The following is a 22,462-nucleotide window of genomic DNA, read 5'->3' on the forward strand; positions in this document are numbered from 1 at the left end:
GCTCGCTTACTGTGCGCTGCCGCCGTTCGAGCCCGACACGAGGCCCGCCTCGCGGACCTTCGCGACAGCGGCGGTGGCCGCCGCGCGGTCGGCGAACGGGCCCGCACGCAGCAAGGTCAGCGTCGAACCGTCGGCTTGCTTCCTGTGCTCGATATATGTGGGCACGCCTGCCGCTTTCAACTTCGCGGCCCAATTGCGCGCATTCGCTTCGTTCGAGAACGCGCCGAGCTGCACCGCAAAGCGGTTGCCCGGCGGCGAGGCCGGCGTGCCGGAGTTCGCGTCGGCGCTGGCGGTGGCCGGGTTCGCGTCGTCGTCGGTCGATGCCGACGGTGCGGCGGCGGGTGCTTTCGTCTGTTTGGCGGGCGCGGCGGGACTGGGGTTGGCGGCAAGCGACTGCGTTTGCGGCTTCGCGGCGGGCTTCGGCGTTGCGGCGGTGACGGTGCCGGTTGCGACGGACGAGGTCGTGCCCTGTTTCGCTGCGGACGCTTGAGTCGATTGGGTTGGTTTCGCGGCAGAGGCCGGGGCCGCCGCCGTAGTCGTAGTCGCCGCGGATGCCGCGGTCGCTGCCGGTGCGAGGCTGGACGCGGCGATGCCGCTATCGGCGGCCGGCGGATTGTCCGGCGCGACGCCGGCTTGCACGTCTTCGTTGGCGGTGGATCTGGAGAGCCTCGGCGCGGGCCGGCTAGGAATGTCGATCGAGATGTCGTCGGTGACGGGCTTCGGGTGCGAATCCAGCACCATCGGCAGAATGATCACCGCCGCGACGACCAGTGCGATTGCACCGACGAGCCGGCGGCGCGCGCGCTGCTTTTCCGGCAGCGTGGGGTCGAGCAGCATTGCATCTGCATCGACGGGGCGCTCGGTGCGGCGGGTGCGCCGCTCGACGCGCTCACCCCGGGCGACCCGATTGGAACTGGTGTTTGCGCCGCGCCGGCTGGGCGCGTCGTCTTTCTTGCCGAACGAGAAAATTCCCATGAATCGCTTGGTTCGAGCTTGGCGCCCGCTCAGTGTTGCTGCGATTTCCGGTAGGCCATCACACCCGCTACCGTATAGAAACTGCCGAAAACCACGATTCTATCATTCTCTGACGCACGTTTTAGCGCGTCCTGGAAAGCCTCTGCCGGCGTCGCGTAACGCGTGACGCTGCTGTCGGCGCTGTCTTCCACGCCGAGCTCGCGCAACACGGTTTCCAGCTCTTGCGCGGACGCGGCGCGCGGGGTCGGCAAATCGGTCACGCACCAGTGATCGATCTCGCCTTTCAGATGACTGAGCACGCCGGCGATGTCCTTGTCGCGCATCGCGCCGAACACCGCGTACGTGTACGGGAAAAAGCCCATGTTGCCGAGATTCTGCCCAAGCACGGCGGCGGCATGCGGATTGTGTCCGACGTCGAGCACGATGGACGGCTTGCCCGGCAGCACCTGGAAGCGGCCCGGCAGATCCACGTTGGCGATGCCGAGCCGGATGTCCTGCGCCGACACCGGCAGACGGTCGCGCAACGCTTCGAGCCCGGCCAGCGCCGCCGACGTGTTGATCAGCTGATTCGCGCCGCGCAGCGACGGATACGCGAGCGCCGAGCGCCGCAGCGTCGGACCGACGTAGCTCCACTGCTGGCGCTCGCTGCCGGCCTGGCCTTCGTATCGGAAGTCGCGCCCGAACAGCCACAATTGCGCGCCGATGTTTTCCGCGTGATCAATCAGCGATTGCGGCGGCACCGGGTCCGCGCAGATTGCCGGCTTGCCGGGGCGGAAGATACCGGCTTTTTCGAAGGCGATTTTTTCGCGCGTGTCGCCGAGATAGTCGGTGTGATCGATATCGATGCTCGTGATGATCGCGCAGTCGGTATCGAGGATATTGACCGCGTCGAGACGCCCGCCGAGGCCGACTTCGAAAATCACCGCGTCGAGGCCGCGCGACGCAAACAGACTCATGATCGCCAGCGTCGTGAATTCGAAGTAGGTCAGCGAAACCGGTTTGGCCAGGCTCTGGCGCGCGGCTTCGACCGCTTCGAAATGCGGCAGCAGATCTGCGTCGCTTGCCATTGCGCCGTTGATGCGCGCGCGCTCGTTGAACGACAGCAGATGCGGCGACGTGTGACAACCGACCGTATAGCCCGCGCGCAGCAGAATCGCTTCGAGAATCGCGCAGGTCGAGCCTTTGCCGTTCGTGCCACCGACCGTGATGATCGGGCAGGCGAACGACAGCTGCATCGCATCGCGTACCTGGGAGATGCGGCTCAAACCCATGTCGATGCCGACCGGATGCGCGGATTCAAGGTGCGTGAGCCACGCTTCGAGAGTGGGGAATGTCGTCATCGGGTGAATCTTGAGTGAGTCGCGGTAGTTCAGTTCTGCAGTGCTGCGAAGGGTGCTGGTCAGGCGGTTGCGGTCGGGATCGCGGGTCGCCGGTCATCGGCGGAGGCCGGGTTTGTGCGCATAAACCGCGCAACGGCATCGCAGGCGACCGTAATTATCCTGGAAATGACAGCGCGCCGCTTGATTGCTCACGCGGCGCGCTATTTTTGATTGCTTCGGTGCCCGGTTCTTACGCGACCGCGTCCGCCGGCTGATGGCTCAACAGCGCCAGCAATTGCGCGATCTCTTCGCGCAGTTTGCGACGATCGACGATCATGTCGATCGCACCCTTTTGCAGCAGAAACTCGGCGCGTTGGAATCCTTCCGGCAGCTTCTCGCGCACCGTCTGTTCGATCACGCGCGGGCCGGCAAAGCCGATCAGCGCCTTCGGCTCGGCGATCACGACGTCGCCGAGGAACGCGAAACTCGCGGACACGCCGCCCATCGTCGGGTCGGTCAGCACCGAGATGAACGGCAGCTTGGCTTCGGCCAGCTTCGTGAGCATCGCGGTGGTCTTCGCCATCTGCATCAGCGACAGCAGGCTTTCCTGCATCCGCGCACCGCCCGAAGCGGTGAAGCAGATGAACGGCACTTTCTGTTCGAGCGCGTTCTGTGCGCCGCGCGCGAAACGTTCGCCGACCACCGAACCCATCGAGCCGCCCATGAACGAGAACTCGAAGTTCGCCACGACGACCGGCAGCGTGTGAATCGCGCCGCCCATCACGACCATTGCATCGGTCTCGTCGGTTTCGTCCATCGCCTCTTTGATGCGCTCGGGATACTTGCGGCTATCTTTGAACTTCAGCGCGTCGACCGGAACGATTTCCTGGCCGATTTCGTAGCGGCCTTCCGGATCGAGCAGGCTGTCCAGCCGCTCACGTGCGCCGATGCGCATGTGATGGTCGCACTTCGGGCAAACATGCAGATTGGCCTCGACGTCGTTGCGATACAGCACGGCTTCGCACGACGGGCACTTGATCCACAGGCCTTCCGGAATTCCCTTGCGGTTCTTCGGGTCGGTTTGTTTGATTTTTGGCGGCAGCAGCTTATCGAGCCAGCTCATAGGGAATCCTTCTGGGTCAGCAGTCGCGCAAACGGTGGGACGAACCCGCCGCTCACGTTACCGCGACAAAAATAACTGTTATCGGGCAGTCGCGACGCTATCGAGCGCCTCGCGCACTTCGGCAACGAAACGCGTGAGGGTCTCGGCAGCGGCGTCGGGCGCTGCCTGTTCGAGCAATTGAACGATACGGCTGCCGATCACGACGGCATCGGCCACCTCGCCCACCGCACGCGCCGTTTGCGCGTCGCGAATGCCGAAACCGACGCCCACTGGCAGGGGGACGCGCGACTTGATGGCCGGGATTTTACTCGCGATGCTGGAAACGTCCAGATTTGCTGCGCCAGTGACCCCTTTCAGCGACACATAGTAGACATAGCCGCTGGCGATCCGGCCGACTTCGGCGATACGTTCGTCGGTTGAAGTCGGTGCGAGCAAAAAGATCGGATCGATACCGGCAGATTGCATCTGTTGCGCGAAGTTAGCGCATTCTTCAGGCGGATAATCGACCACCAGCACACCGTCGACCCCGGCTTCTTTCGCGGCTTTCGCAAAGGCCTCGGCGCCCATCCGCTCGATCGGGTTCGCATAGCCCATCAGCACGACCGGGGTTTTATCGTCGGTTTCACGGAAGTGTTTGACATCGGCCAGCACGTGACGCAGCGACACGCCCTTCGCGAGCGCGCGTTCGGACGACTGTTGGATCACCGGACCGTCGGCCATCGGGTCGGAGAACGGCACGCCAAGTTCGATGACATCGGCGCCGCCGGCGGCGAGCGCGTGCATGAATTCGACCGTGCGAGCCGGGTCCGGGTCGCCAGCGGTCATGAACGGGATCAAGCCTTTCTTACCCTGGGCGGCCAGCGCGGCAAACGTGTTCTTGATACGGGACATGGAAGTATTCTCGAATTAGGGCTACTGCGCGCTCATCGTCGCGCGCCATTAGGCGAAATTAGCGGCGCATTTCGCGCATTTCACTGCACTTCGGTCGAAGGCTGCACTTTCGGCTTCGCTCGGGCCCGACGCGGCGCAGCAGGTGTAGCGGCGGCGCTGACGCGCTCACGCGCTATCGCGCAATAGCTTTCGTTGATCTCATAGCCGACGAATTCGCGCTGATGACGGACGCAAGCGACTGCGGTGGTGCCGCTGCCCATGAACGGGTCGAGCACGCGACCGCCCTTCGGGCAACTGGACAACACCATCCGCTCGACGATTTCCAGAGGTTTCTGGGTCGGGTGCGCGACGCGCTCGGCATGCTGCCGATGCAGACGCGAGACCGACCAGACATCCTTCGGATTATAGCCAAGCTCCAACCACTTGCTTCCTTCGAACAACTTTCGCGAACGCGCCTTCTTCGTGACTGCATCGTACGGGATGCGGACGGGATCCAGATCGAAGAAGTAGTCCTTCGACACCGCGAAAAAACCGATGTTGTCGTGCACCGACGTGAAGCGGCGCGTAGTGCCACCCATACTCGGCACGCGCCGGTCCCAGATGATTTCGTTAACCATCACGAGCTTCGTCTTCAGGAAACTGAAGATTTCCGGCGCATATTGCCAGGTGCAGAAAATATAGAGCGAACCCGACGGCTTGAGCTTCGGGACAGCCAGCTCGAGCCAGCCACGCGTCCAGACGAGAAATTCCTCGCCTGTACGCATGTCCGAGTCGTTGCCATAGTCCTTCCCCAGCCCATACGGCGGATCGCAGACAATCAGGTCGATCGACCCATCGGGAATGTTCGCTACATCGGTCAGAAAATCGCGGTTCAACAGCTGAATGCCGGCCGGCACTTGCGCTAGCAGGGGTGCAGATGCCGCGGTCGCCGGTACTTCGGCGGCCGGATTCGTAGTTTCAATCGCCGGCTGCGGCTCGTCGAACTCGTCGCGCATCGTCGCGGCTCAGAACTGGATACCCGATCGCTCGGCGACCGTGTGCATGTCCTTGTCGCCGCGGCCCGACAGGTTGACCAGCAGAATCTTGTCTTTTGACAAGGTCGGCGCGAGCTTCGTGGCGTAGGCGAGCGCGTGGCTCGACTCCAGTGCAGGAATAATGCCCTCGATACGACAGCAATCGTGGAACGCCTTCAGGGCCTCTTCGTCGGTGATGCCGACATATTGCGCGCGATTGCTCTCTTTTAGCCACGCATGCTCGGGCCCGACGCCCGGATAGTCGAGGCCTGCCGACACCGAATGCGTCTCGATGATCTGACCGTCTTCGTCCTGCAGCAGATACGTACGGTTGCCGTGCAACACACCGGGGCTGCCGCCGATCAGCGAAGCCGCGTGGCGACCCGTTTCGATGCCGTCGCCGGCCGCTTCGACACCGATCAACTGCACGGATTTATCGTCGATATACGGATAAAAGATACCCATCGCATTCGAACCGCCGCCAACACATGCGATGACGGCATCGGGCTGTCGACCGGCGAGCTCGGGCATTTGCACGCGGCATTCGTCGCCGATCACGCGCTGGAAGTCACGCACCATCATCGGATACGGATGCGGACCCGCAACCGTGCCAATGATGTAGAACGTGTTTTCGACGTTGGTGACCCAGTCGCGCATCGCTTCGTTCAGCGCGTCCTTCAGCGTGCGTGAGCCCGATTCGACCGGCACGACGGTCGCGCCGAGCAGTTTCATGCGGTACACGTTGGCGGCTTGACGACGTACGTCCTCGGCGCCCATGTAAACCACGCACTCCATGCCGAAGCGCGCGCAGATCGTCGCCGTGGCCACGCCGTGCTGACCGGCACCGGTTTCCGCAATCACACGCGGCTTGCCCATGCGCTTGGCGAGCAGCGCCTGGCCGATCACGTTGTTGATCTTGTGCGCGCCGGTGTGATTCAGATCTTCACGCTTCAGATAAACCTGCGCGCCGCCGAGCAATTCGCTCCAGCGCTGTGCGTGATAAATCGGGGACGGACGACCCACGAAGTACTTCAGTTCACGCTCATATTCGGCGACGAATTCCGGGTCTTTCTGATATTTCTCGTACGCTTCGCGCAGCTCGTCGAGTGCGGAAAACAGCGTTTCGGCTACAAACACGCCGCCAAACTGGCCGAAGTGGCCTCTTTCGTCAGGCAAGTTGTACATGGTGATCACTCTTCTCAGGATGGCTCGCGGCTTTCATCGGAAAGCGCCGCGAGCCTGAATCATTCAGCGTCCGCGGCGCGCACCGCGCGTACGAACGCCGCCATCCGGGCGTGATCTTTCACGCCCCGGGCGCCCGGCACTTCGATGCCGCTCGAGACATCGACCGCGTACGGGCGCACGCGATGGATCGCATCACTGACGTTTTGCGTGTTCAACCCACCACTCAAAACGGCCCGACGCGCGAGCTCTGCTGGAATAAGTGACCAATCGAAAACCTTCCCGCCGCCGCCGTAGCCTTCGACATGGGTGTCGAACAGAAGACCACTGGCTGCTGAATAGTTGAACGCCGATTTTACCAAATCGGCCGATCGAGTATCCGCCGCGACTCGCAACGCACGCAACCAAGGCAAACCCGCTACGCCGGCGAGCGTCTCGCACTGTTGCGGCGTCTCGTCACCGTGGAACTGCAAGAGTGTCAGGTTCACATTGCTCGCGACTTCCTGGACCCATTCCGGCGTCGCGTTGACGAACAGCCCGACGACCGACACGAACGGCGGCACATCGTGCACGAGTTCGACCGCTTGCGCGACGCTCACCGAGCGCGCGCTCGGCGGGTAGAACACCAAACCGATCGCGTCGGCGCCGAGGTCGATCGCGTGTGCGATGTCGGCGGGCTTCGACAGTCCGCACAGCTTGATGCGCGTGCGATGGGGCACGCCTTGCAAGGCGGTGGCGTCGGTCTCGTTGGCGGGGTTCTCTGCTGCTTTCATGTTTCTGGTTGCTCGGTCCATACGCTGCTCCACGGCACGCTGCCCGTCGCGGGATCGGGCACGCCGAATTGCTCAGGATAGCCCACTTGCGCGAGATACAGGCCGTCGGGCATGAAGGTCGGCGCCGCGCAGTCGCGGCTACGGCTCGCGAGCACGTCGGCCATCCACGCGGCCGGGCGGCGGCCGCTGCCGATTTCGATCAGACAGCCCATCACGTTGCGCACCATGTGATGCAGGAACGCGTTCGCGCGGAAGCGGAAATGCACGAAGTTACCTTGTCGTTTGACGTCGATCTGGTACAGGTGCTTGAACGGCGTCTTCGATTGGCATTGCGACGAACGAAACGCCGAAAAGTCGTGCTCGCCGATCAGGTGCTCGGCGGCCGAGCGCATCGCGTCGACGTCGAGTGGCGTGTGCACCCAGCCGGCGCGCGTCGTGAGCATCGGCGAGCGAACCGGACTCACGTACAGCACGTAGTAATAGGTCCGCTCGAATGCCGAAAACCGCGCGTGAAAATCGTCGGGCATCGGCTTGGCCCATTGCACGCCGATTGTCTTCGGCAGAAACGCGTTCGGGCCGCGCACCCAGGAAATGTCGACGCGGTCGAGTTCGGTGTCGAAATGCACGACCTGCCCCAAGCCATGCACGCCGCGGTCAGTGCGGCCGGCGACCACCGTCTGCACGGGCGTGCGGGTGAATTCGCGCAGCGCCCTTTCGAGCTCGTCCTGAACCGTGTTGCCATGCGGCTGCGACTGCCATCCAGCGAACGCGGCGCCGTCGTACTGCACGCCTAGTGCGATGCGCTTCACGACAGCGGTGCGAGGGTCGAAAGCAACGCGCGAGCCTCAGTGCGCGTGGCCGGATCGTTCGCTTCGATCACTTCGTTGATGAGCGCGCGGGCGCCCCCCAGGTCGCCGAGCTCAATGTACTCGGAGGCCAACTCCAGCTTGTTGCGCGCGATGCGGGCCAGATCGGCCTGCGTGAAGGCCGGCAGCGGCTGGGCCGGGCTCGGCGGCAACTCGAGATCGAAGTCGAGCTTCAGCGCGCCGAAGCCAGCCGCGCCGAGACCCGCAACGGCGCCGTGACCCGCTGTGCCGGCGGCGATCTGGTCGGCGATGTGCGGCGCGTCGTCTGCGCCGTGGACGCCGAAGGCCTGCTGCGCGGTCGTGTCGGGCGATGCGACCGGTTGCGTCGACAGCGACTTGGGAGGCTCCGCTTCGCCGACGGTGGGCACTTCGATGCGCGGCGGCAGCGGCATGTTCAGGCTACCGAATGCGTCGACGGCGTCGCGCGGGAATTCGGTCGGCGCGGACGGCGCGGGTTGCGCCGGCACGGGCATGTCGCTGAACGGCTGACCGAGCGACGTGGTGGCGCGCGGTTCGATCTGGTGTTGCGGGAAATCGATCACTGGGGGTGGAACGTTCAAGGGGGACTGCGGTTCGGCCGTCGCGGTGTGCGGTGCGGTCGAGGGCGTTTCTGTTGGGCTTGGGGTTGTGGTCGCGCCTGTCGCTTTATCTGCCGTCGGGCTTTCCGTGGATACTTCGTCCCATTGCACGCGATGCGCATCCTCGTCCTGCGTCGCGCCGATGACCGGTGCGAGCGGTCCCAGCGGCAACGCGTCGGCGCCGAGTTGTGCCGCGGCGGCGAGATTGGCGGCCGTGGCCGCGGAGCGCAGCGTCTCGTCAGCGGCCGGTGCGACCGCTGGTGGTTCAGTGGACGGCTCGCTTTCGCCGGATAGCGGGATGCCGGCGAGTGGCGCCGTCGGTGCGGTGTGTTCGGGTGTGCCTGCTTGCCGTGCTGCCTGTTCCTCTGCGGCGCGCTCGGAGGCGATGCGTTCTGCTGCTGTGCGTTCCGCTTCCGCATGTTCGGCGGCGACGCGTGCTGCTTCCTGTTCGGCGGCTGCGCGTTCCGCTGCCGCGCGTTCCGCCGCGGCTTGTTCCTCGGCCGTTGCTCGCTCTGCTGCGGCTCGCTCCTGTGCCGCCTGTTCGGCTGCGGCTCTTTCCGCGGCGGCCTGTTCGGCTGCCGCACGTTCCGCCGCCGCGTTTTCTGCCGCTGCCCGCTCGGCTGCCTCACGCTCGGCTGCCTCACGCTCCGCAGCCGCATGCTCCGCCGCTGCCGCAGCAGCCGCCTGCCGTGCAAGCTCCTGCTCTCGCGCGTCCGATGCTTCCGTGACCGCCGCCTGCCCTGCCACGGCGCTGCCATTGCTTGAATCAACGTCACGCGCCGACCCCGCCACTGCGGCATCGGTTGCCTCGGCAGCCCGTGCCGAAGCCTCCTTATCGCGCTTGCGGCGACCCATGCGCAGAGCGGCGAGCAGAACGATCAGTGCCGCGCCCACCGCCGCCGCAATGCTCAGGTCGCGCTGAGACAGGCCGCCCTCATTCGCCGGCGACGTCGCCGCATTCGCGTGCTGCGGCGTCGCGGACGCTGTCGCCGCGGAACCTGCCGCTGCCGGCTGCGCACTGCTAGTAGGCTTGGGGCCCGAAGCGACCGGCACTCCGCCGATACCGTGCTTCTGCAACTCCATCAGCACACGGTTTTTCAGCGCCAGCAATTGCTGCAGACTCGATACCTGCTGACGCGGCTGCGAAGCCGCCTGCGCGGCTGCGGCCGCCGGTGCAGTCGCGGTTGCCGCCGACGGCGCTTGTCCGGCAGGTGCGCTCGCCGCCGGTTGAATCGATCCGGTCCATTCCTGCGTGCCACTCGCCGCCACCGGCGCCGAGCCAGCCGCCGGCGCGGACGAAGCCACGCCTCCCGCCGACGCGCCAGTCGTTACCGCCGCGCTGGCCGCGCCAGACACCTCGGATGCGGCTGGCGTCGTCGCTTGAGCTGCGGCGCTGGCCGCACTCGCCGTGCTGGCGGCCGCCGCGGCCGGCGCCGCCGTCGGCGCGGAAGCGGGCGCAGCCGCCGTGAACTCCGACGCCCCTGCCGCGGCGCCAGTCGACGAAGCCGACAAGGCCCCCGACGCATCGAGCGCCGGCACGATCAACACCGCGCCCACACGCATGCGGCTCGGATCATGATTCATGAAGGCAGCCGGATTCGTGTCGAACAATGCGCGCGTCGCGCGCGCAAGAACCGCACGGTCACGCGACTGCGTAATAGCGATCGCGACATCGTTCAGCGACTGCCCCGCGCGTACCGTGTACTGAGTGCCCGCGGCAACAGCAACGACAGCGGTAGTTGAGCTGCCAGCGGAAGCGATATCCGGCGCGCTCGTGACACTAGCCGGCGCGGCAAGCGCATTGACCGCGCCACCGCCGAGCAGCGCAACGGCGAAAGCGGCACCAGCGGCCATCGCCGCCGGACGGCTGCTTAATCGCACCTTCTCGTGACAAATGAACATGGCCCGAAGAGCGGAGCGTCGAAAGTTCATCGGGACTCCTGGCGCGTCAGCGCGCAGCCTTTTTTGCGAGTGGAAAGAGACAAGATAATCGGAGCACAGAATGAAAAAAGCGCCGCGCAAGCGCGACGCTTCTTGAGTTGTCTACGCGTCGTGAGCGCGTAGTTTACTTTACTTGTCGAGCACAATGCGAAGCATACGACGCAGCGGTTCGGCCGCGCCCCACAGCAACTGATCGCCGACCGTGAAGGCCGACAGATATTCGCCACCCATCGCGAGCTTGCGCACGCGGCCGACCGGCACCGTCAGCGTACCGGTGACGACCGCCGGGGACAGATCGCGCATCGACGCTTCGCGCTCATTCGGCACGACCTTGACCCAGTCGTTGCCCGACGCGAGGATGCTGTTCACTTCGTCGAGCGGCACGTCCTTGTTCAGCTTGATCGTGAGCGCTTGCGAGTGGCAGCGCATTGCGCCGATCCGCACGCACAGACCGTCGACCGGAATCGAGCCCGGCGTGCCCATGGCCGGCTTGCCGAGAATCTTGTTGGTTTCCGCGCCGCCCTTCCATTCTTCCTTCGACATGCCGTTGCCGAGATCCTTGTCGATCCACGGAATCAGCGAGCCCGCGAGCGGCACGCCGAAATGGTCGGTCGGCATGCTGTCGCTGTTCATCGCTTCGAGCACGCGACGGTCGATGTCGAGAATCGCCGAAGCCGGGTCTGCGAGTTCGTTCTTCACTGCGCCATGCAGCGTGCCCATTTGCGACAGCAATTCGCGCATGTTCTGCGCGCCTGCGCCCGATGCGGCCTGGTACGTCATGGCCGTCATCCAGTCGACGAGGTTTTCGCGGAACAGGCCGCCCAGCGCCATCAGCATCAGGCTGACCGTGCAGTTGCCGCCGATGAAGTTCTTCTGACCTTTGACGAGCGCGTTCTTGATTACGTCGAGGTTGACCGGATCGAGAATGATGACCGCATCGTCCTTCATGCGCAGCGACGAAGCCGCGTCGATCCAGTAGCCGTTCCAGCCCGCTGCGCGCAGCTTCGGGAACACTTCGTTCGTATAGTCACCGCCCTGGCAGGAGATGATCGCGTCGCACTTCTTCAGGTCTTCGATGCTTGTCGCATCTTTGAGCTTGGTCTCGTTTTTGGCGAACGACGGCGCATTGCCGCCCGCGTTGCTGGTGCTGAAAAACACCGGTTCGATCAAGTCGAAATCGCCTTCCTGCTGCATGCGTTGCATCAGGACGCTGCCGACCATGCCGCGCCAACCTACGAGACCTACGTTCATGACTTCATACCCTTCGAATGGAAACTTCCCCGCATCTTTGCCCGCGGTGACCGCGCGGGGAAGATGGGCGGGCACGACGGACGATCAGCGCTTCGTGATCGTTTTCGGGGTAATGGTTTTGATGGTAATGGCGAACTCGATTGCACGGGCCGTTGTGCCGTGCAATTTGGAAATCGAGGAGATTCGGGAGATCTGAGCCATCACAACAATATACACGAAAACAGAAAACTGGCGGCGTTCTTCGCCGTACGACGCGCGATTCGGCCTGTTTCAAGGCCGAATCGCGCTTTAAAGGTCAATATTGGTGACCTGACTACCGCACGCGTTTTACAGCGCGGCAACGACGGCGTCGCCCATCGCGGCGGTGCCGACCTGCTTGCAACCCGGCGTGAGAATGTCGCCGGTGCGATAGCCCTGTTCGAGCACCTTCTTCACCGCGGTTTCGATGCGATCAGCCTGCTCGGCCTTGTTCAGCGAATAGCGCAACATCATCGCGGCGGAGAGAATCGTAGCGAGCGGATTCGCAACACCCTTGCCGGCGATATCCGGCGCGGAACCGTGCGACGGCTCGTACAAGCCCTTGTTGTTCTTGTCGAGTGACGCCGACGGCAGCATGCCGATCGAGCCGGTCAGCATCGCTGCTTCGTCGGACAGGATGTCGCCGAACATGTTGCCGGTCACGATCACGTCGAACGACTTCGGCGCCTTCACGAGTTGCATCGCGGCATTGTCGACGTACATGTGCGACAGCTCGACGTCCGCGTATTCCTTCGACACCTCGATCATCACGTCCTTCCAGAACTGCGACGTTTCGAGCACGTTGGCTTTATCGACCGAGGTCAGCTTCTTGCCGCGCTTTTGCGCCGCCTGGAACGCGACGTGCGCGATGCGGCGCACTTCCGGTTCCGAATAGCGCATCGTGTCGAAGCCTTCTTTCGCGCCGGCGAACAGACCGTCCGGCGACGTACGCACGCCGCGCGGCGCGCCGAAGTAGATGTCGCCGTTCAGTTCGCGCACGATCAGGATGTCGAGACCCGAAACGATCTCTTCCTTCAGCGACGACGCGCCCGTCAGCTGCGGGTAGCAGATCGCCGGACGGAAGTTCGCGAACAGCTCCAGGTGCTTGCGCAGACCGAGGATCGCCTGCTCAGGGCGCAACGCGCGTTCGAGCTTGTCGTATTTCCAATCGCCGACCGCGCCGAACAGGATCGCGTCGGCTTCCTTGGCCAGTGCGAGCGTCGAATCGGGCAGCGGATGGCCCTTCGCTTCGTAGCCCGCGCCGCCGACCGGCGCTTCTTCGAGTTCGAACTTCTCGCCGAGCACGTTCAGGACCTTGACAGCCTCCTTAACGATTTCGGGACCGATGCCGTCGCCCGGCAATACTGCGATCTTCATGCGAATTCCTTGATGATTTTTTCGAGTCTTTCTGGCGCAAACCGACGCGGGCGCGCGCACTTCACGCGCGTACGCTCTCCCGGGTTCGCTTAACGGACGAGGCGATTGTTCAACCACGGTTGCTTCGCGAGACGCTCCGCTTCGAACTGGCGGATCTTGTCCTCGTGACGCAGCGTGAGGCCGATGTCGTCGAAACCGTTCAGCAGGCAGTACTTGCGGAACGCCGCGACTTCGAACGGATATTCGGTGCCGCCGTCGGCCGTGCGCACGACTTGCGCTTCGAGGTCGATCGTCAGCTCGAAGCCGTTGAACGCATACGTCTCGTTGAACAGATGATCGACCTGCTGTTCGGTCAGCACGATCGGCAGCACGCCGTTCTTGAAGCAGTTGTTGTAAAAGATGTCGGCGAAGCTCGGCGCGATCAGCGCGCGAAAGCCGTACTGCTGCAACGCCCAGGGGGCGTGTTCGCGCGAGCTGCCGCAGCCGAAATTCTTGCGCGCGAGCAGCACCGAGGCGCCCTGGTAACGCGGCTGGTTCAGCACGAAGTCCGGGTTCAGCGGACGCTTCGAGTTGTCCTGACCCGGTTCGCCGTGGTCGAGGTAGCGCCATTCGTCGAACGCGTTCGGACCGAAGCCCGTGCGCTTGATCGACTTCAGGAACTGCTTCGGAATGATCGCGTCCGTGTCGACGTTCTCGCGATCGAGCGGCGCCACGACGCCGGTGTGTACGATGAATTTATCCATGACGCTTGCGCCTGTTCAGGACCGGGCGATGCGACTGGCGGCTGGAAACCCCCGCGCCGCATCGCCGGCAAAAATCAAAAACCGCTTATTTCTCAGCGTGATTGCTGATCGAATTGCCGAGGTGCGACATGTCCTGGCCAAATCCGTGCACCGTGTTGCATCCGGCCAGCCCGAGCAGAAGCCCGGCGAGCGTGCCGAGTGCGAAGCGGCGCAATAGAGTGATGCGATTCATGTTCTTCATCATGCGATTCATCCAAGCTTGCGAATGTCGACGAAATGCCCTTCGATGGCTGCAGCCGCGGCCATTGCGGGGCTCACCAGGTGCGTGCGCCCACCGGCGCCCTGACGACCTTCGAAGTTCCGGTTCGACGTGGACGCGCAGCGCTCGCCCGGCTCGAGCCGGTCGGCGTTCATTGCCAGACACATCGAGCAGCCCGGCTCACGCCATTCGAACCCGGCTTCGGTAAAGACCTTGTCGAGGCCTTCACGCTCCGCCTGCGCCTTCACGAGGCCCGAACCCGGCACGACCATCGCCAGACGGATGTTCGGCGCGACGCGGCGGCCGAGCTTCTTCACGACGTAAGCCGCGGCGCGAATGTCTTCGATGCGCGCGTTGGTGCACGACCCGATGAAGATTTTATCCGGCTTGATCGACTCGATCGGCGCGTTCGGCTCGAGCGCCATGTACTTGAGCGCGCGTTCCATCGCGTCGCGCTTGACCGGGTCCTTCTCGCGCTCCGGATCCGGCACGCGGCCGTCGACCGGGGTAACCATTTCCGGCGACGTGCCCCAGGTGACCTGCGGCACGATTTCGGCGGCGTTCAACTCGACCACGTGATCGAAGTGCGCGCCCTCGTCTGACTTGAACTGCTTCCAGTACTCGACCGCGTGATCCCACTCGGCGCCCTGCGGCGAGAACGGGCGGCCTTTCAGGTATTCGACCGTGGTGTCGTCTACGGCGACCATGCCGGCGCGCGCGCCCGCTTCGATCGCCATGTTGCAGACCGTCATGCGGCCTTCCATCGTCAGCGAACGGATCGTCGAGCCGCCGAATTCCATCGCGTAACCGGTACCGCCCGCGGTGCCGATTTTGCCGATGATCGCGAGCACGATGTCCTTCGCGGTACAGCCGCGCGGCAGTTGGCCCTCGACCTTCACGAGCATGTTCTTGCTCTTCTTCTGCAGCAGCGTTTGCGTGGCCAGCACGTGCTCGACTTCCGACGTGCCGATGCCGTGCGCGAGCGCGCCGAACGCGCCGTGCGTGGACGTGTGCGAGTCGCCGCAGACGATCGTCATACCCGGCAGCGTAGCGCCCTGTTCCGGCCCGATGATGTGGACGATGCCCTGACGCTGGTCGTTCATCTTGAACTGCGTGATGCCGAAGGCGTCGCAGTTCGCGTCGAGCGTGTCGACCTGCAGCTTCGAGACCGGATCGGCAATGCCGTGGCTGCGGTCCGTGGTTGGCACGTTGTGATCGGACACGGCCAGATTCGCGCTGATGCGCCACACCGGACGGTGGGCCATTTTCAGGCCTTCGAACGCCTGCGGGCTGGTCACTTCATGCAGCAGGTGACGGTCGATGTAAAGAATCGCGGTGCCGTCGTCTTCCGTGTGGACCACGTGCGTGTTCCACAATTTGTCGTAGAGAGTCTGTGCCATGGTATGCGGGGTAGTAATGACTGCGGGCTGACTGTGTCGGTCGATTATGCCACGCGCCGCACCGCGATGGGCCGCTTAAACAGCGAAAAAACCGATAAAAAACATGGAGTTGGCTGGTAGTGCCAATACCTGTATCGGTGTTACCCGGCAAGCGTCGGCGAGCGCCGGCGCCAATGCGCCGCATGCGCGACCCGCGGCGGCCGTAGAAACAGGAACGCCCCAACGGTAGACCCGTTGAGGCGTTTTAGTTTCTTCGACTTCGCGCTTGTGCGCGGCACGAATACCGCGGCCAAGCGCGCGTATCGAGGTCGATCAGCGCTTAGCGCTGTGCGATCGGCTTCGCTTGACGCAGCGTCTCGCCGATGAACAGCTGACGCGGACGGCCAATCTTCTGCTCAGGATCGGCGATCATTTCGTTCCACTGCGCGATCCAGCCGACCGTGCGTGCCATCGCGAAGATACACGTGAACATCGACGTCGGAATGCCCAGCGCGCGCTGCACGATACCCGAGTAGAAGTCGACGTTCGGGTACAGCTTGCGCGACACGAAGTATTCGTCTTCGAGCGCGATCTTTTCGAGTTCCATCGCGAGCTTGAACAGCGGGTCGTCGTGCAGGCCCAGTTCTTCGAGCACTTCGTGGCAGGTTTCGCGCATCAGCTTCGCGCGCGGGTCGTAGTTCTTGTACACGCGGTGGCCGAAGCCCATCAGCTTCACGCCCGAGTTCTTGTCCTTCACCTGCTTGATGAACTCAGGAATGTTGTCGACCGAGCCGATCTCTTCCAGCATGTTCAGCGCGGCTTCGTTCGCGCCGCCGTGCGCCGGGCCCCACAGACACGCGATACCGGCCGCGATACACGCGAACGGATTCGCGCCCGACGAACCGGCGAGACGCACGGTCGACGTCGACGCGTTCTGCTCGTGATCCGCGTGCAGGATCAGGATGCGGTCGAGCGCGCGCACCAGCACGTCGTTGACCACGTACTCTTCGCACGGGTTCGAGAACATCATGCGCATGAAGTTCGCGCTGTACGACAGGTCGTTCTTCGGATAAACGAACGGCTGGCCGATGCTGTACTTGTACGCCATTGCCACCAGCGTAGGCAGCTTCGCGATCATGCGGATCGCCGACACTTCGCGGTGACGCGGGTTATTGATGTCGAGCGAGTCGTGATAGAACGCCGACAGCGCGCCGACTGCGGCAACCAGAATCGCCATCGGGTGCGCGTCGCGACGGAAGCCGCGGAAAAAGAACTGCATCTGCTCGTGCACCATCGTGTGCTTCGTGACGGTGCCGACGAATTCGGTCTTCTGCTTTTCGTTCGGCAGCTCGCCGTTCAGCAGCAGGTAGCAGGTTTCGAGGAAGTCGGCGTTTTGCGCGAGGTTGTCGATCGCGTACCCGCGGTAGAGCAGTTCGCCCTTGTCGCCGTCGATGTAGGTGATCGCCGAATTGCACGCCGCCGTCGACATGAAGCCCGGGTCGTACGTGAATTTGCCGGTCTGGCCGTACAGTTTGCGAATGTCGATTACATCCGGGCCAATCGTGCCCTTGTAAATCGGCATTTCAACGCTCGGCGAATTGTCGCTGAACGATAGCGTGGCTTTAACATCTGACGGGGTCATAGCACATCCTCAATCGAAGTATGGATACAGGGTTTCGATAATTGCACGCCTGGAACAACGGACTGGCGGCGCTCAAGCATTGCGCAGCAACTCCAGAACCCGGACCACGTCCGGGTCGGCTAGATCGCCTTCTGGTTCCTTGCGTGCGAGTAGCAAGTCCATCAGGTCGTTATCGCTCAGCTCGAGCAGGCGCGTGAGTGCGCCAACGTCGGCATCGCTGAGGTCATGCTCATATCGGCTGAAAAAACGCTCGAAAATCAGGTCGTTTTCCAGCAGGCCCCGCCGTGCGCGCCAGCGAAGACGCGCGCGGCGGAGAGGGTCGGACTGATGCGATGTATCGGTCATGTCGGTACACCCCGCACCGCGCCCAAGCGCACTGACTGCCCTCTCGGGGACAGCACGCGCCAGGGAGCGCGGGGCTCATTGATACTAGACAGCGCGGCGAACCATCAATTCCTTGATCTTGCCGATTGCCTTGGTCGGGTTAAGACCCTTCGGGCAAACGTCGACGCAGTTCATGATCGTGTGGCAACGGAACAGACGATACGGGTCTTCCAGGTTGTCGAGGCGCTCACCGGTTGCCTGGTCGCGGCTATCCGCGATGAAGCGGTAGGCTTGCAGCAGACCAGCCGGGCCGACGAACTTGTCCGGGTTCCACCAGAAGCTCGGGCACGACGTCGAGCAGCTCGCGCACAGGATACATTCGTACAGACCGTCGAGCTCGTCGCGCTCTTCCGGCGACTGCAGACGTTCCTTTTCCGGCGGCGGCGTATCGTTGATCAGGTACGGCTTGATCGAGTGATACTGGTTGAAGAACTGCGTGAAGTCGCAGATCAGGTCACGCACGACGGGCAGGCCCGGCAGCGGACGCAGCACGATCTTCTGCGGCAGGTCGTTCAGGTTCGTCAGGCACGCGAGGCCGTTCTTGCCGTTGATGTTCATTGCGTCCGAACCGCACACGCCTTCGCGGCACGAGCGACGGAACGACAGGGTTTCATCCAGTGCCTTCAGCTTGACGAGCGCGTCGAGCAGCATGCGTTCGTGCGAGTCGATTTCGATCTCGTACGTTTGCATGCGCGGAGCGGCGTCCTTGTCCGGATCGTAGCGGTAAATTTCAAATGTACGCTTGGCCATTTCTCTGAATTCCTTTGACTTGTGCCTTAGAAGGTACGCGCTTTCGGCGGAACCGATTCGACGGTCAGCGGCTGCATGTGAACCGGCTTGTAGTCGAGGCGATCGCCTTCGCTGAACCACAACGTATGGCGCAGCCAGTTTTCGTCGTCGCGATGTTCGAAGTCGTTTTGCGCGTGCGCGCCACGGCTTTCCTTGCGCGCTTCGGCGGAGACCATCGTGGCGCGCGCCACTTCGATCAGGTTCGCCACTTCCAGCGCTTCGACGCGGGCCGTGTTGAAGACCTTCGACTTGTCCTTCAGATGGATGTTGTCGACGCGTGCCGCCACTTCGCGGATGGCTTCGACGCCTTCGGCCAGCAGCGCGGACGTACGGAACACGCCTGCGTGCTTCTGCATCGTGCCGCGGATGTCGTTCGCGACCGACTGTGCGTACTCGCCCGACGACGAGCTATCGAGCTTCGCCAGACGCGACAGTGAGAAGTCGGCTGCATCTGCCGGCAGCGGCTTGTGTTCCTTCAGTTCCTTCACGTGCTTGACGATGTGGTTGCCGGCAGCACGGCCGAACACCACGAGGTCGAGCAGCGAGTTCGTGCCGAGACGGTTCGCACCGTGCACCGACACGCACGAGCATTCGCCCACTGCGTAGAAACCGTTGACGACTTCTTCGTGGCCCTTCGGCGTACCGACGACCTGGCCGTTGATGTTCGTCGGGATACCGCCCATCTGGTAGTGGATGGTCGGCACGACCGGGATCGGCTCCTTGATGCAGTCGACGTTCGCGAACTTCAGCGCGATTTCGCGGATCGACGGCAGACGCTTCATGATCGTCTCGGCGCCGATATGCGACAGGTCGAGCAGCACGTGATCCTTGTTCGGACCCACGCCGCGGCCTTCCTTGATTTCCTGGTCCATCGAACGCGAAACGAAGTCGCGCGGCGCCAGATCCTTCAGCGTCGGCGCGTAGCGTTCCATGAAACGCTCGCCGTTCGAGTTGCGAAGAATACCGCCTTCGCCGCGCACGCCTTCGGTGATCAGCACGCCCGCGCCGGCCACGCCGGTCGGGTGGAATTGCCAGAATTCCATGTCCTGCAGCGCGATGCCCGAACGGGCCGCCATGCCGAGGCCGTCACCGGTGTTGATGAACGCGTTGGTCGATGCCGCGAAGATCCGGCCCGCGCCGCCCGTGGCGAACAGCGTGGTCTTGCCTTCGAGGATGTAGACGTCGCCCGTTTCCATTTCCAGCGCGGTCACGCCGAGCACGTCGCCGTCGGCGTCGCGGATCAGGTCCAGCGCCATCCATTCGACGAAGAATTGCGTCTTGGCAGCAACGTTCTGCTGGTACAGCGTGTGCAGCAGCGCGTGACCGGTACGGTCAGCCGCCGCGCAGGCGCGTTGCACCGGCTTTTCGCCGTAGTTCGCGGTGTGGCCGCCGAACGGGCGCTGATAGATCGTGCCGTCGGCGTTACGATCGAACGGCATGCCGAAGTGTTCGAGTTCGTAGACGGCGTTCGGTGCTTCACGGCACATGAACTCGATCGCATCCTGGTCGCCGAGCCAGTCGGAGCCCTTGATCGTGTCGTAGAAGTGATAGTGCCAGTTGTCTTCGCTCATGTTGCCGAGCGAAGCGCCGATGCCGCCCTGGGCAGCGACCGTGTGCGAACGCGTCGGAAACACTTTGGACAGCACGCAAACCGACAGACCGGCGCGCGCCAGTTGCAGCGACGCGCGCATCCCCGAGCCGCCCGCGCCGACGATAACCACGTCAAACTTGCGACGCGGCAGAGAATTCTTGATTGCAACCATGCTTTTATACTCTCCAGAGAATCTGCGCAGCGTAGCCCGCACATGCGAGCAGCCAGAGGATCGTCAGCGCCTGCAGGACGAGACGCGTGCCAACGGGCTTCACGTAGTCCATCCAGATGTCACGGATACCAACCCACGCGTGATAGAACAGCGAGAGAAGCGTGACGAACGTGGCGAGCTTCATCCACTGCGTCGCGAAGATCGACGCCCAGCCGTCGTACGAGAAGTCGCGCGCGAGGAAGAACCACGCGAGCAGAATCACCGTGTACACCGCCATCACGACGGCGGTGACGCGTTGCGCGAGCCAGTCGCGCAGACCGTAATGCGCGCCGACGACGAGACGCTTCGAACCGATTCGGTTATTGGCTGCCATTTTTTAGAATGCTCCGAACAGTTTTGCCGCGAATGCGATAGTGAGCAGCGACGACACGACGAACACGACGATAGAGGTCGACTTGCCCTTTTCCTTCGACACGGCATCGTGATTCGTATCCATCAGGAGGTGACGGATGCCGGCGCAGAAGTGGAACAGGAAAGCCCACGCGAGAACCAGCGTGATCAGCTTGACGATGATGTTGGAGAGGAAGCCCTTGAAGACTTCGAAGCTCAGTTCGGAAGTCAGGCTCTGATCGAAGAGGAACAGCAGGAACGGAAGGAAAAGAAACAACAAGGCACCGCTCACGCGATGCAGAATCGACACGCGCCCCGCCAGCGGGAGACGGTATGCCGTCAATATTTGCCCAATACCGATGTTCCGGAATTCCGGCCTCGGTTTCTTTACCGCTTCTGCCATGCTAGACCCCTACTATGTAGTCACACTAATCCGCAATTTTAGCGCCTTTTTATAACGCGCTGCAGCGAAAACCACGCTAGGTCCTTTGCTGCGCGCGTAATGAAAGCGCCTTCCGATCGGCACGCGTGTGGGACGTCGCGCCTCGTTTCAGCCCGATTCAGCTCAGATCGTTCTGATAGTAATACCCGGTTGTGACATACCAACCTCGCCGGACTTCAACCGGCCGGTCCCCATAGGTATAGGACACGCGCTCGACCGAGAGCAACGGAAAACCCGCCGGCACATGCAGCAGGTCCGCCACGGAAGGCTCCGCCGCGACCGCGCGGATTTTTTCCGTCGCGCGAATCATGCGAGTGCCGAATTCCGTCTCGAACATCGCGTAGAGGGGACCCTTGTACTCCGAAAGCCGCTCGAGCGTGAGCCCGCGGAATACGGCGCCTGGCAGCCAGATCTCGTCGAGCACGGTCGCTTCGCCGTCGAACTGCAGCAAACGCTTGATCAGCACGACCGGATCGGCCGGCTTCAGATCGAGCTGCCGGGCGATTTCCGCCGATGCGCGCAGCCGCCGGCATTCGAGCAGACGGCTCACGTGCGGATGCTCGACGCCGTCGTCGGCGAGCAGTCTCAGGAAGCGGAATTGCGCGCGCTCTTCGTTGTGCGTCGCAACGAAGGTGCCCTTGCCCTGACGGCGCACCAGCAGGTTATCGGCGGCCAGTTCGTCGATCGCCTTGCGGACCGTACCCTGGCTCACCTTGAAACGCGCGGCCAGTTCGACTTCACTCGGAATGATCTCGCCCGGCTTCCATTCGCCGCTTTCGAGGCTCTGCGTGATCAAGCCTTTGATCTGCTGATACAAAGGGCTAAAAGTAGGCGACGCAGCAGCGGAAACAGCGGATACACCTTCGCCCGCGGCCCCCTGGCCATTCGGGTTTACAGGATTCGCCGGGTTCGAATTCATGCGCGCATTTCATCATAAAGCGCCGGGGCACGTCTAGGGTTTTCCCTTCGATAGATGTGTCTTATATAAGACATAAGATACTGTTGACTTTGTCGGTTTCGACTCCTACACTCCTTGTCGAGCAAGGGTTTGCGGGATTTTTCGGCAGCTGTTGATGCAGCGCCGCGATGCTCCGGCAGCCACTCTGCACCATGCCGTCCCCTACGCAGTCCAGGTTTCGATTCGCCGCCATCCGTTGCATTCGCGTGCTGTATCCGTGCTGCAGTCGTTGGCCCGACACTCGCCGAAACGCGCTGTTTGCAGGAGCCCGCACCGTGCAGTTGCGGCCCCGCCCGGCGTAAGCCCTGGGCCATCCCGTCCCCGCTCGGTAGTACAGATTTCCGGCACGGCGGTCTTGCCGCAGCGCGCCGCCCGGTCTCGGCACATTCCGAGCCCGCACGCGAAC

Annotated in this window: 22 protein-coding genes; 1 reads left to right on the forward strand and 21 read right to left on the reverse strand. The window is 63.1% G+C overall.

The window, feature by feature from the left end; translation table 11 throughout:
- Positions 1-6: 6 nt before the first annotated feature.
- The 10 genes from GCT19_RS17910 to asd form a co-directional block, all read right to left on the reverse strand.
- A complete protein-coding gene (locus GCT19_RS17910) occupies positions 7-975 on the reverse strand; it encodes an SPOR domain-containing protein (RefSeq protein ID WP_152852663.1) in 969 nt (322 codons plus the stop codon).
- A gap of 29 nt (positions 976-1,004) precedes the next feature.
- A complete protein-coding gene (gene folC / locus GCT19_RS17915) occupies positions 1,005-2,315 on the reverse strand; it encodes a bifunctional tetrahydrofolate synthase/dihydrofolate synthase (protein WP_152852664.1) in 1,311 nt (436 codons plus the stop codon).
- 229 nt (positions 2,316-2,544) lie between these two features.
- Positions 2,545-3,417, reverse strand: a complete 873-nt coding sequence (gene accD, locus GCT19_RS17920) for an acetyl-CoA carboxylase, carboxyltransferase subunit beta (RefSeq protein ID WP_013092946.1) — start codon at positions 3,415-3,417, stop codon at positions 2,545-2,547.
- A 78-nt stretch (positions 3,418-3,495) separates the two neighbouring features.
- Complete coding sequence (gene trpA / locus GCT19_RS17925; RefSeq protein WP_152852665.1) at positions 3,496-4,308, reverse strand: tryptophan synthase subunit alpha; 813 nt, start codon at positions 4,306-4,308, stop codon at positions 3,496-3,498.
- A gap of 80 nt (positions 4,309-4,388) precedes the next feature.
- A complete protein-coding gene (locus tag GCT19_RS17930; protein ID WP_018433944.1) occupies positions 4,389-5,303 on the reverse strand; it encodes a DNA-methyltransferase in 915 nt (304 codons plus the stop codon).
- A gap of 9 nt (positions 5,304-5,312) precedes the next feature.
- Positions 5,313-6,506 carry a tryptophan synthase subunit beta gene (gene trpB / locus GCT19_RS17935; protein WP_013092943.1) on the reverse strand — a complete coding sequence of 398 codons (1,194 nt, stop codon included), beginning with the start codon at positions 6,504-6,506 and terminating at the stop codon, positions 5,313-5,315.
- A 59-nt stretch (positions 6,507-6,565) separates the two neighbouring features.
- On the reverse strand, positions 6,566-7,276 hold the full coding sequence (locus tag GCT19_RS17940; protein ID WP_152852708.1) for a phosphoribosylanthranilate isomerase: 711 nt from the start codon (positions 7,274-7,276) through the stop codon (positions 6,566-6,568).
- Positions 7,273-8,085: a tRNA pseudouridine(38-40) synthase TruA gene (gene truA / locus GCT19_RS17945; RefSeq protein ID WP_018433946.1), complete on the reverse strand. Its 813-nt coding sequence runs from the start codon at positions 8,083-8,085 to the stop codon at positions 7,273-7,275. Before truA ends, GCT19_RS17940 begins: the two co-directional genes overlap by 4 nt.
- Positions 8,082-10,652, reverse strand: coding sequence for a FimV/HubP family polar landmark protein (locus GCT19_RS17950; protein WP_193727412.1), 2,571 nt, complete (start codon positions 10,650-10,652; stop codon positions 8,082-8,084). Before GCT19_RS17950 ends, truA begins: the two co-directional genes overlap by 4 nt.
- A gap of 138 nt (positions 10,653-10,790) precedes the next feature.
- Positions 10,791-11,912 (reverse strand): aspartate-semialdehyde dehydrogenase, encoded by a 1,122-nt coding sequence (asd, locus tag GCT19_RS17955; protein WP_026228392.1) that lies wholly within the window; start codon positions 11,910-11,912, stop codon positions 10,791-10,793.
- Between asd and GCT19_RS42775 the strand changes: the two genes are divergently transcribed.
- Positions 11,911-12,108: a hypothetical protein gene (locus GCT19_RS42775; protein ID WP_193727413.1), complete on the forward strand. Its 198-nt coding sequence runs from the start codon at positions 11,911-11,913 to the stop codon at positions 12,106-12,108. The two genes, asd and GCT19_RS42775, sit on opposite strands and share 2 nt — an antisense overlap.
- 131 nt (positions 12,109-12,239) lie before the next feature.
- Here GCT19_RS42775 and leuB read toward each other — a convergent pair whose 3' ends face one another.
- The 11 genes from leuB to GCT19_RS18010 form a co-directional block, all read right to left on the reverse strand.
- A complete protein-coding gene (leuB, locus tag GCT19_RS17960; RefSeq protein WP_152852666.1) occupies positions 12,240-13,307 on the reverse strand; it encodes a 3-isopropylmalate dehydrogenase in 1,068 nt (355 codons plus the stop codon).
- A gap of 89 nt (positions 13,308-13,396) precedes the next feature.
- On the reverse strand, positions 13,397-14,050 hold the full coding sequence (gene leuD / locus GCT19_RS17965) for a 3-isopropylmalate dehydratase small subunit (protein ID WP_013092937.1): 654 nt from the start codon (positions 14,048-14,050) through the stop codon (positions 13,397-13,399).
- 85 nt (positions 14,051-14,135) lie between these two features.
- Positions 14,136-14,294 (reverse strand): entericidin A/B family lipoprotein, encoded by a 159-nt coding sequence (locus GCT19_RS17970; RefSeq protein ID WP_013092936.1) that lies wholly within the window; start codon positions 14,292-14,294, stop codon positions 14,136-14,138.
- 5 nt (positions 14,295-14,299) lie between these two features.
- Positions 14,300-15,709 (reverse strand): 3-isopropylmalate dehydratase large subunit, encoded by a 1,410-nt coding sequence (gene leuC, locus GCT19_RS17975; protein ID WP_152852667.1) that lies wholly within the window; start codon positions 15,707-15,709, stop codon positions 14,300-14,302.
- Between the two features lie 319 nt (positions 15,710-16,028).
- A complete protein-coding gene (gene gltA, locus GCT19_RS17980; protein WP_013092934.1) occupies positions 16,029-17,330 on the reverse strand; it encodes a citrate synthase in 1,302 nt (433 codons plus the stop codon).
- Positions 17,331-17,402: 72 nt separating this feature from the next.
- Entirely contained in the window at positions 17,403-17,675 is a 273-nt protein-coding gene (locus tag GCT19_RS17985) for an FAD assembly factor SdhE (RefSeq protein WP_008924386.1), read from the reverse strand.
- A gap of 84 nt (positions 17,676-17,759) precedes the next feature.
- Entirely contained in the window at positions 17,760-18,464 is a 705-nt protein-coding gene (locus GCT19_RS17990; protein WP_008924387.1) for a succinate dehydrogenase iron-sulfur subunit, read from the reverse strand.
- Positions 18,465-18,490: 26 nt separating this feature from the next.
- The gene (gene sdhA, locus GCT19_RS17995; RefSeq protein WP_018438469.1) at positions 18,491-20,266 is read right to left on the reverse strand and encodes a succinate dehydrogenase flavoprotein subunit; all 1,776 of its coding nucleotides are present in this window, start codon (positions 20,264-20,266) and stop codon (positions 18,491-18,493) included.
- Between the two features lie 4 nt (positions 20,267-20,270).
- On the reverse strand, positions 20,271-20,639 hold the full coding sequence (sdhD, locus tag GCT19_RS18000) for a succinate dehydrogenase, hydrophobic membrane anchor protein (protein ID WP_018438468.1): 369 nt from the start codon (positions 20,637-20,639) through the stop codon (positions 20,271-20,273).
- A gap of 3 nt (positions 20,640-20,642) precedes the next feature.
- A complete protein-coding gene (gene sdhC / locus GCT19_RS18005; RefSeq protein WP_013092931.1) occupies positions 20,643-21,059 on the reverse strand; it encodes a succinate dehydrogenase, cytochrome b556 subunit in 417 nt (138 codons plus the stop codon).
- Between the two features lie 157 nt (positions 21,060-21,216).
- The gene (locus tag GCT19_RS18010; RefSeq protein ID WP_026229263.1) at positions 21,217-22,017 is read right to left on the reverse strand and encodes a GntR family transcriptional regulator; all 801 of its coding nucleotides are present in this window, start codon (positions 22,015-22,017) and stop codon (positions 21,217-21,219) included.
- Positions 22,018-22,462 lie beyond the last annotated feature (445 nt).

Source organism: Paraburkholderia atlantica (genome assembly GCF_009362785.1).
Lineage (GTDB): Bacteria > Pseudomonadota > Gammaproteobacteria > Burkholderiales > Burkholderiaceae > Paraburkholderia > Paraburkholderia atlantica.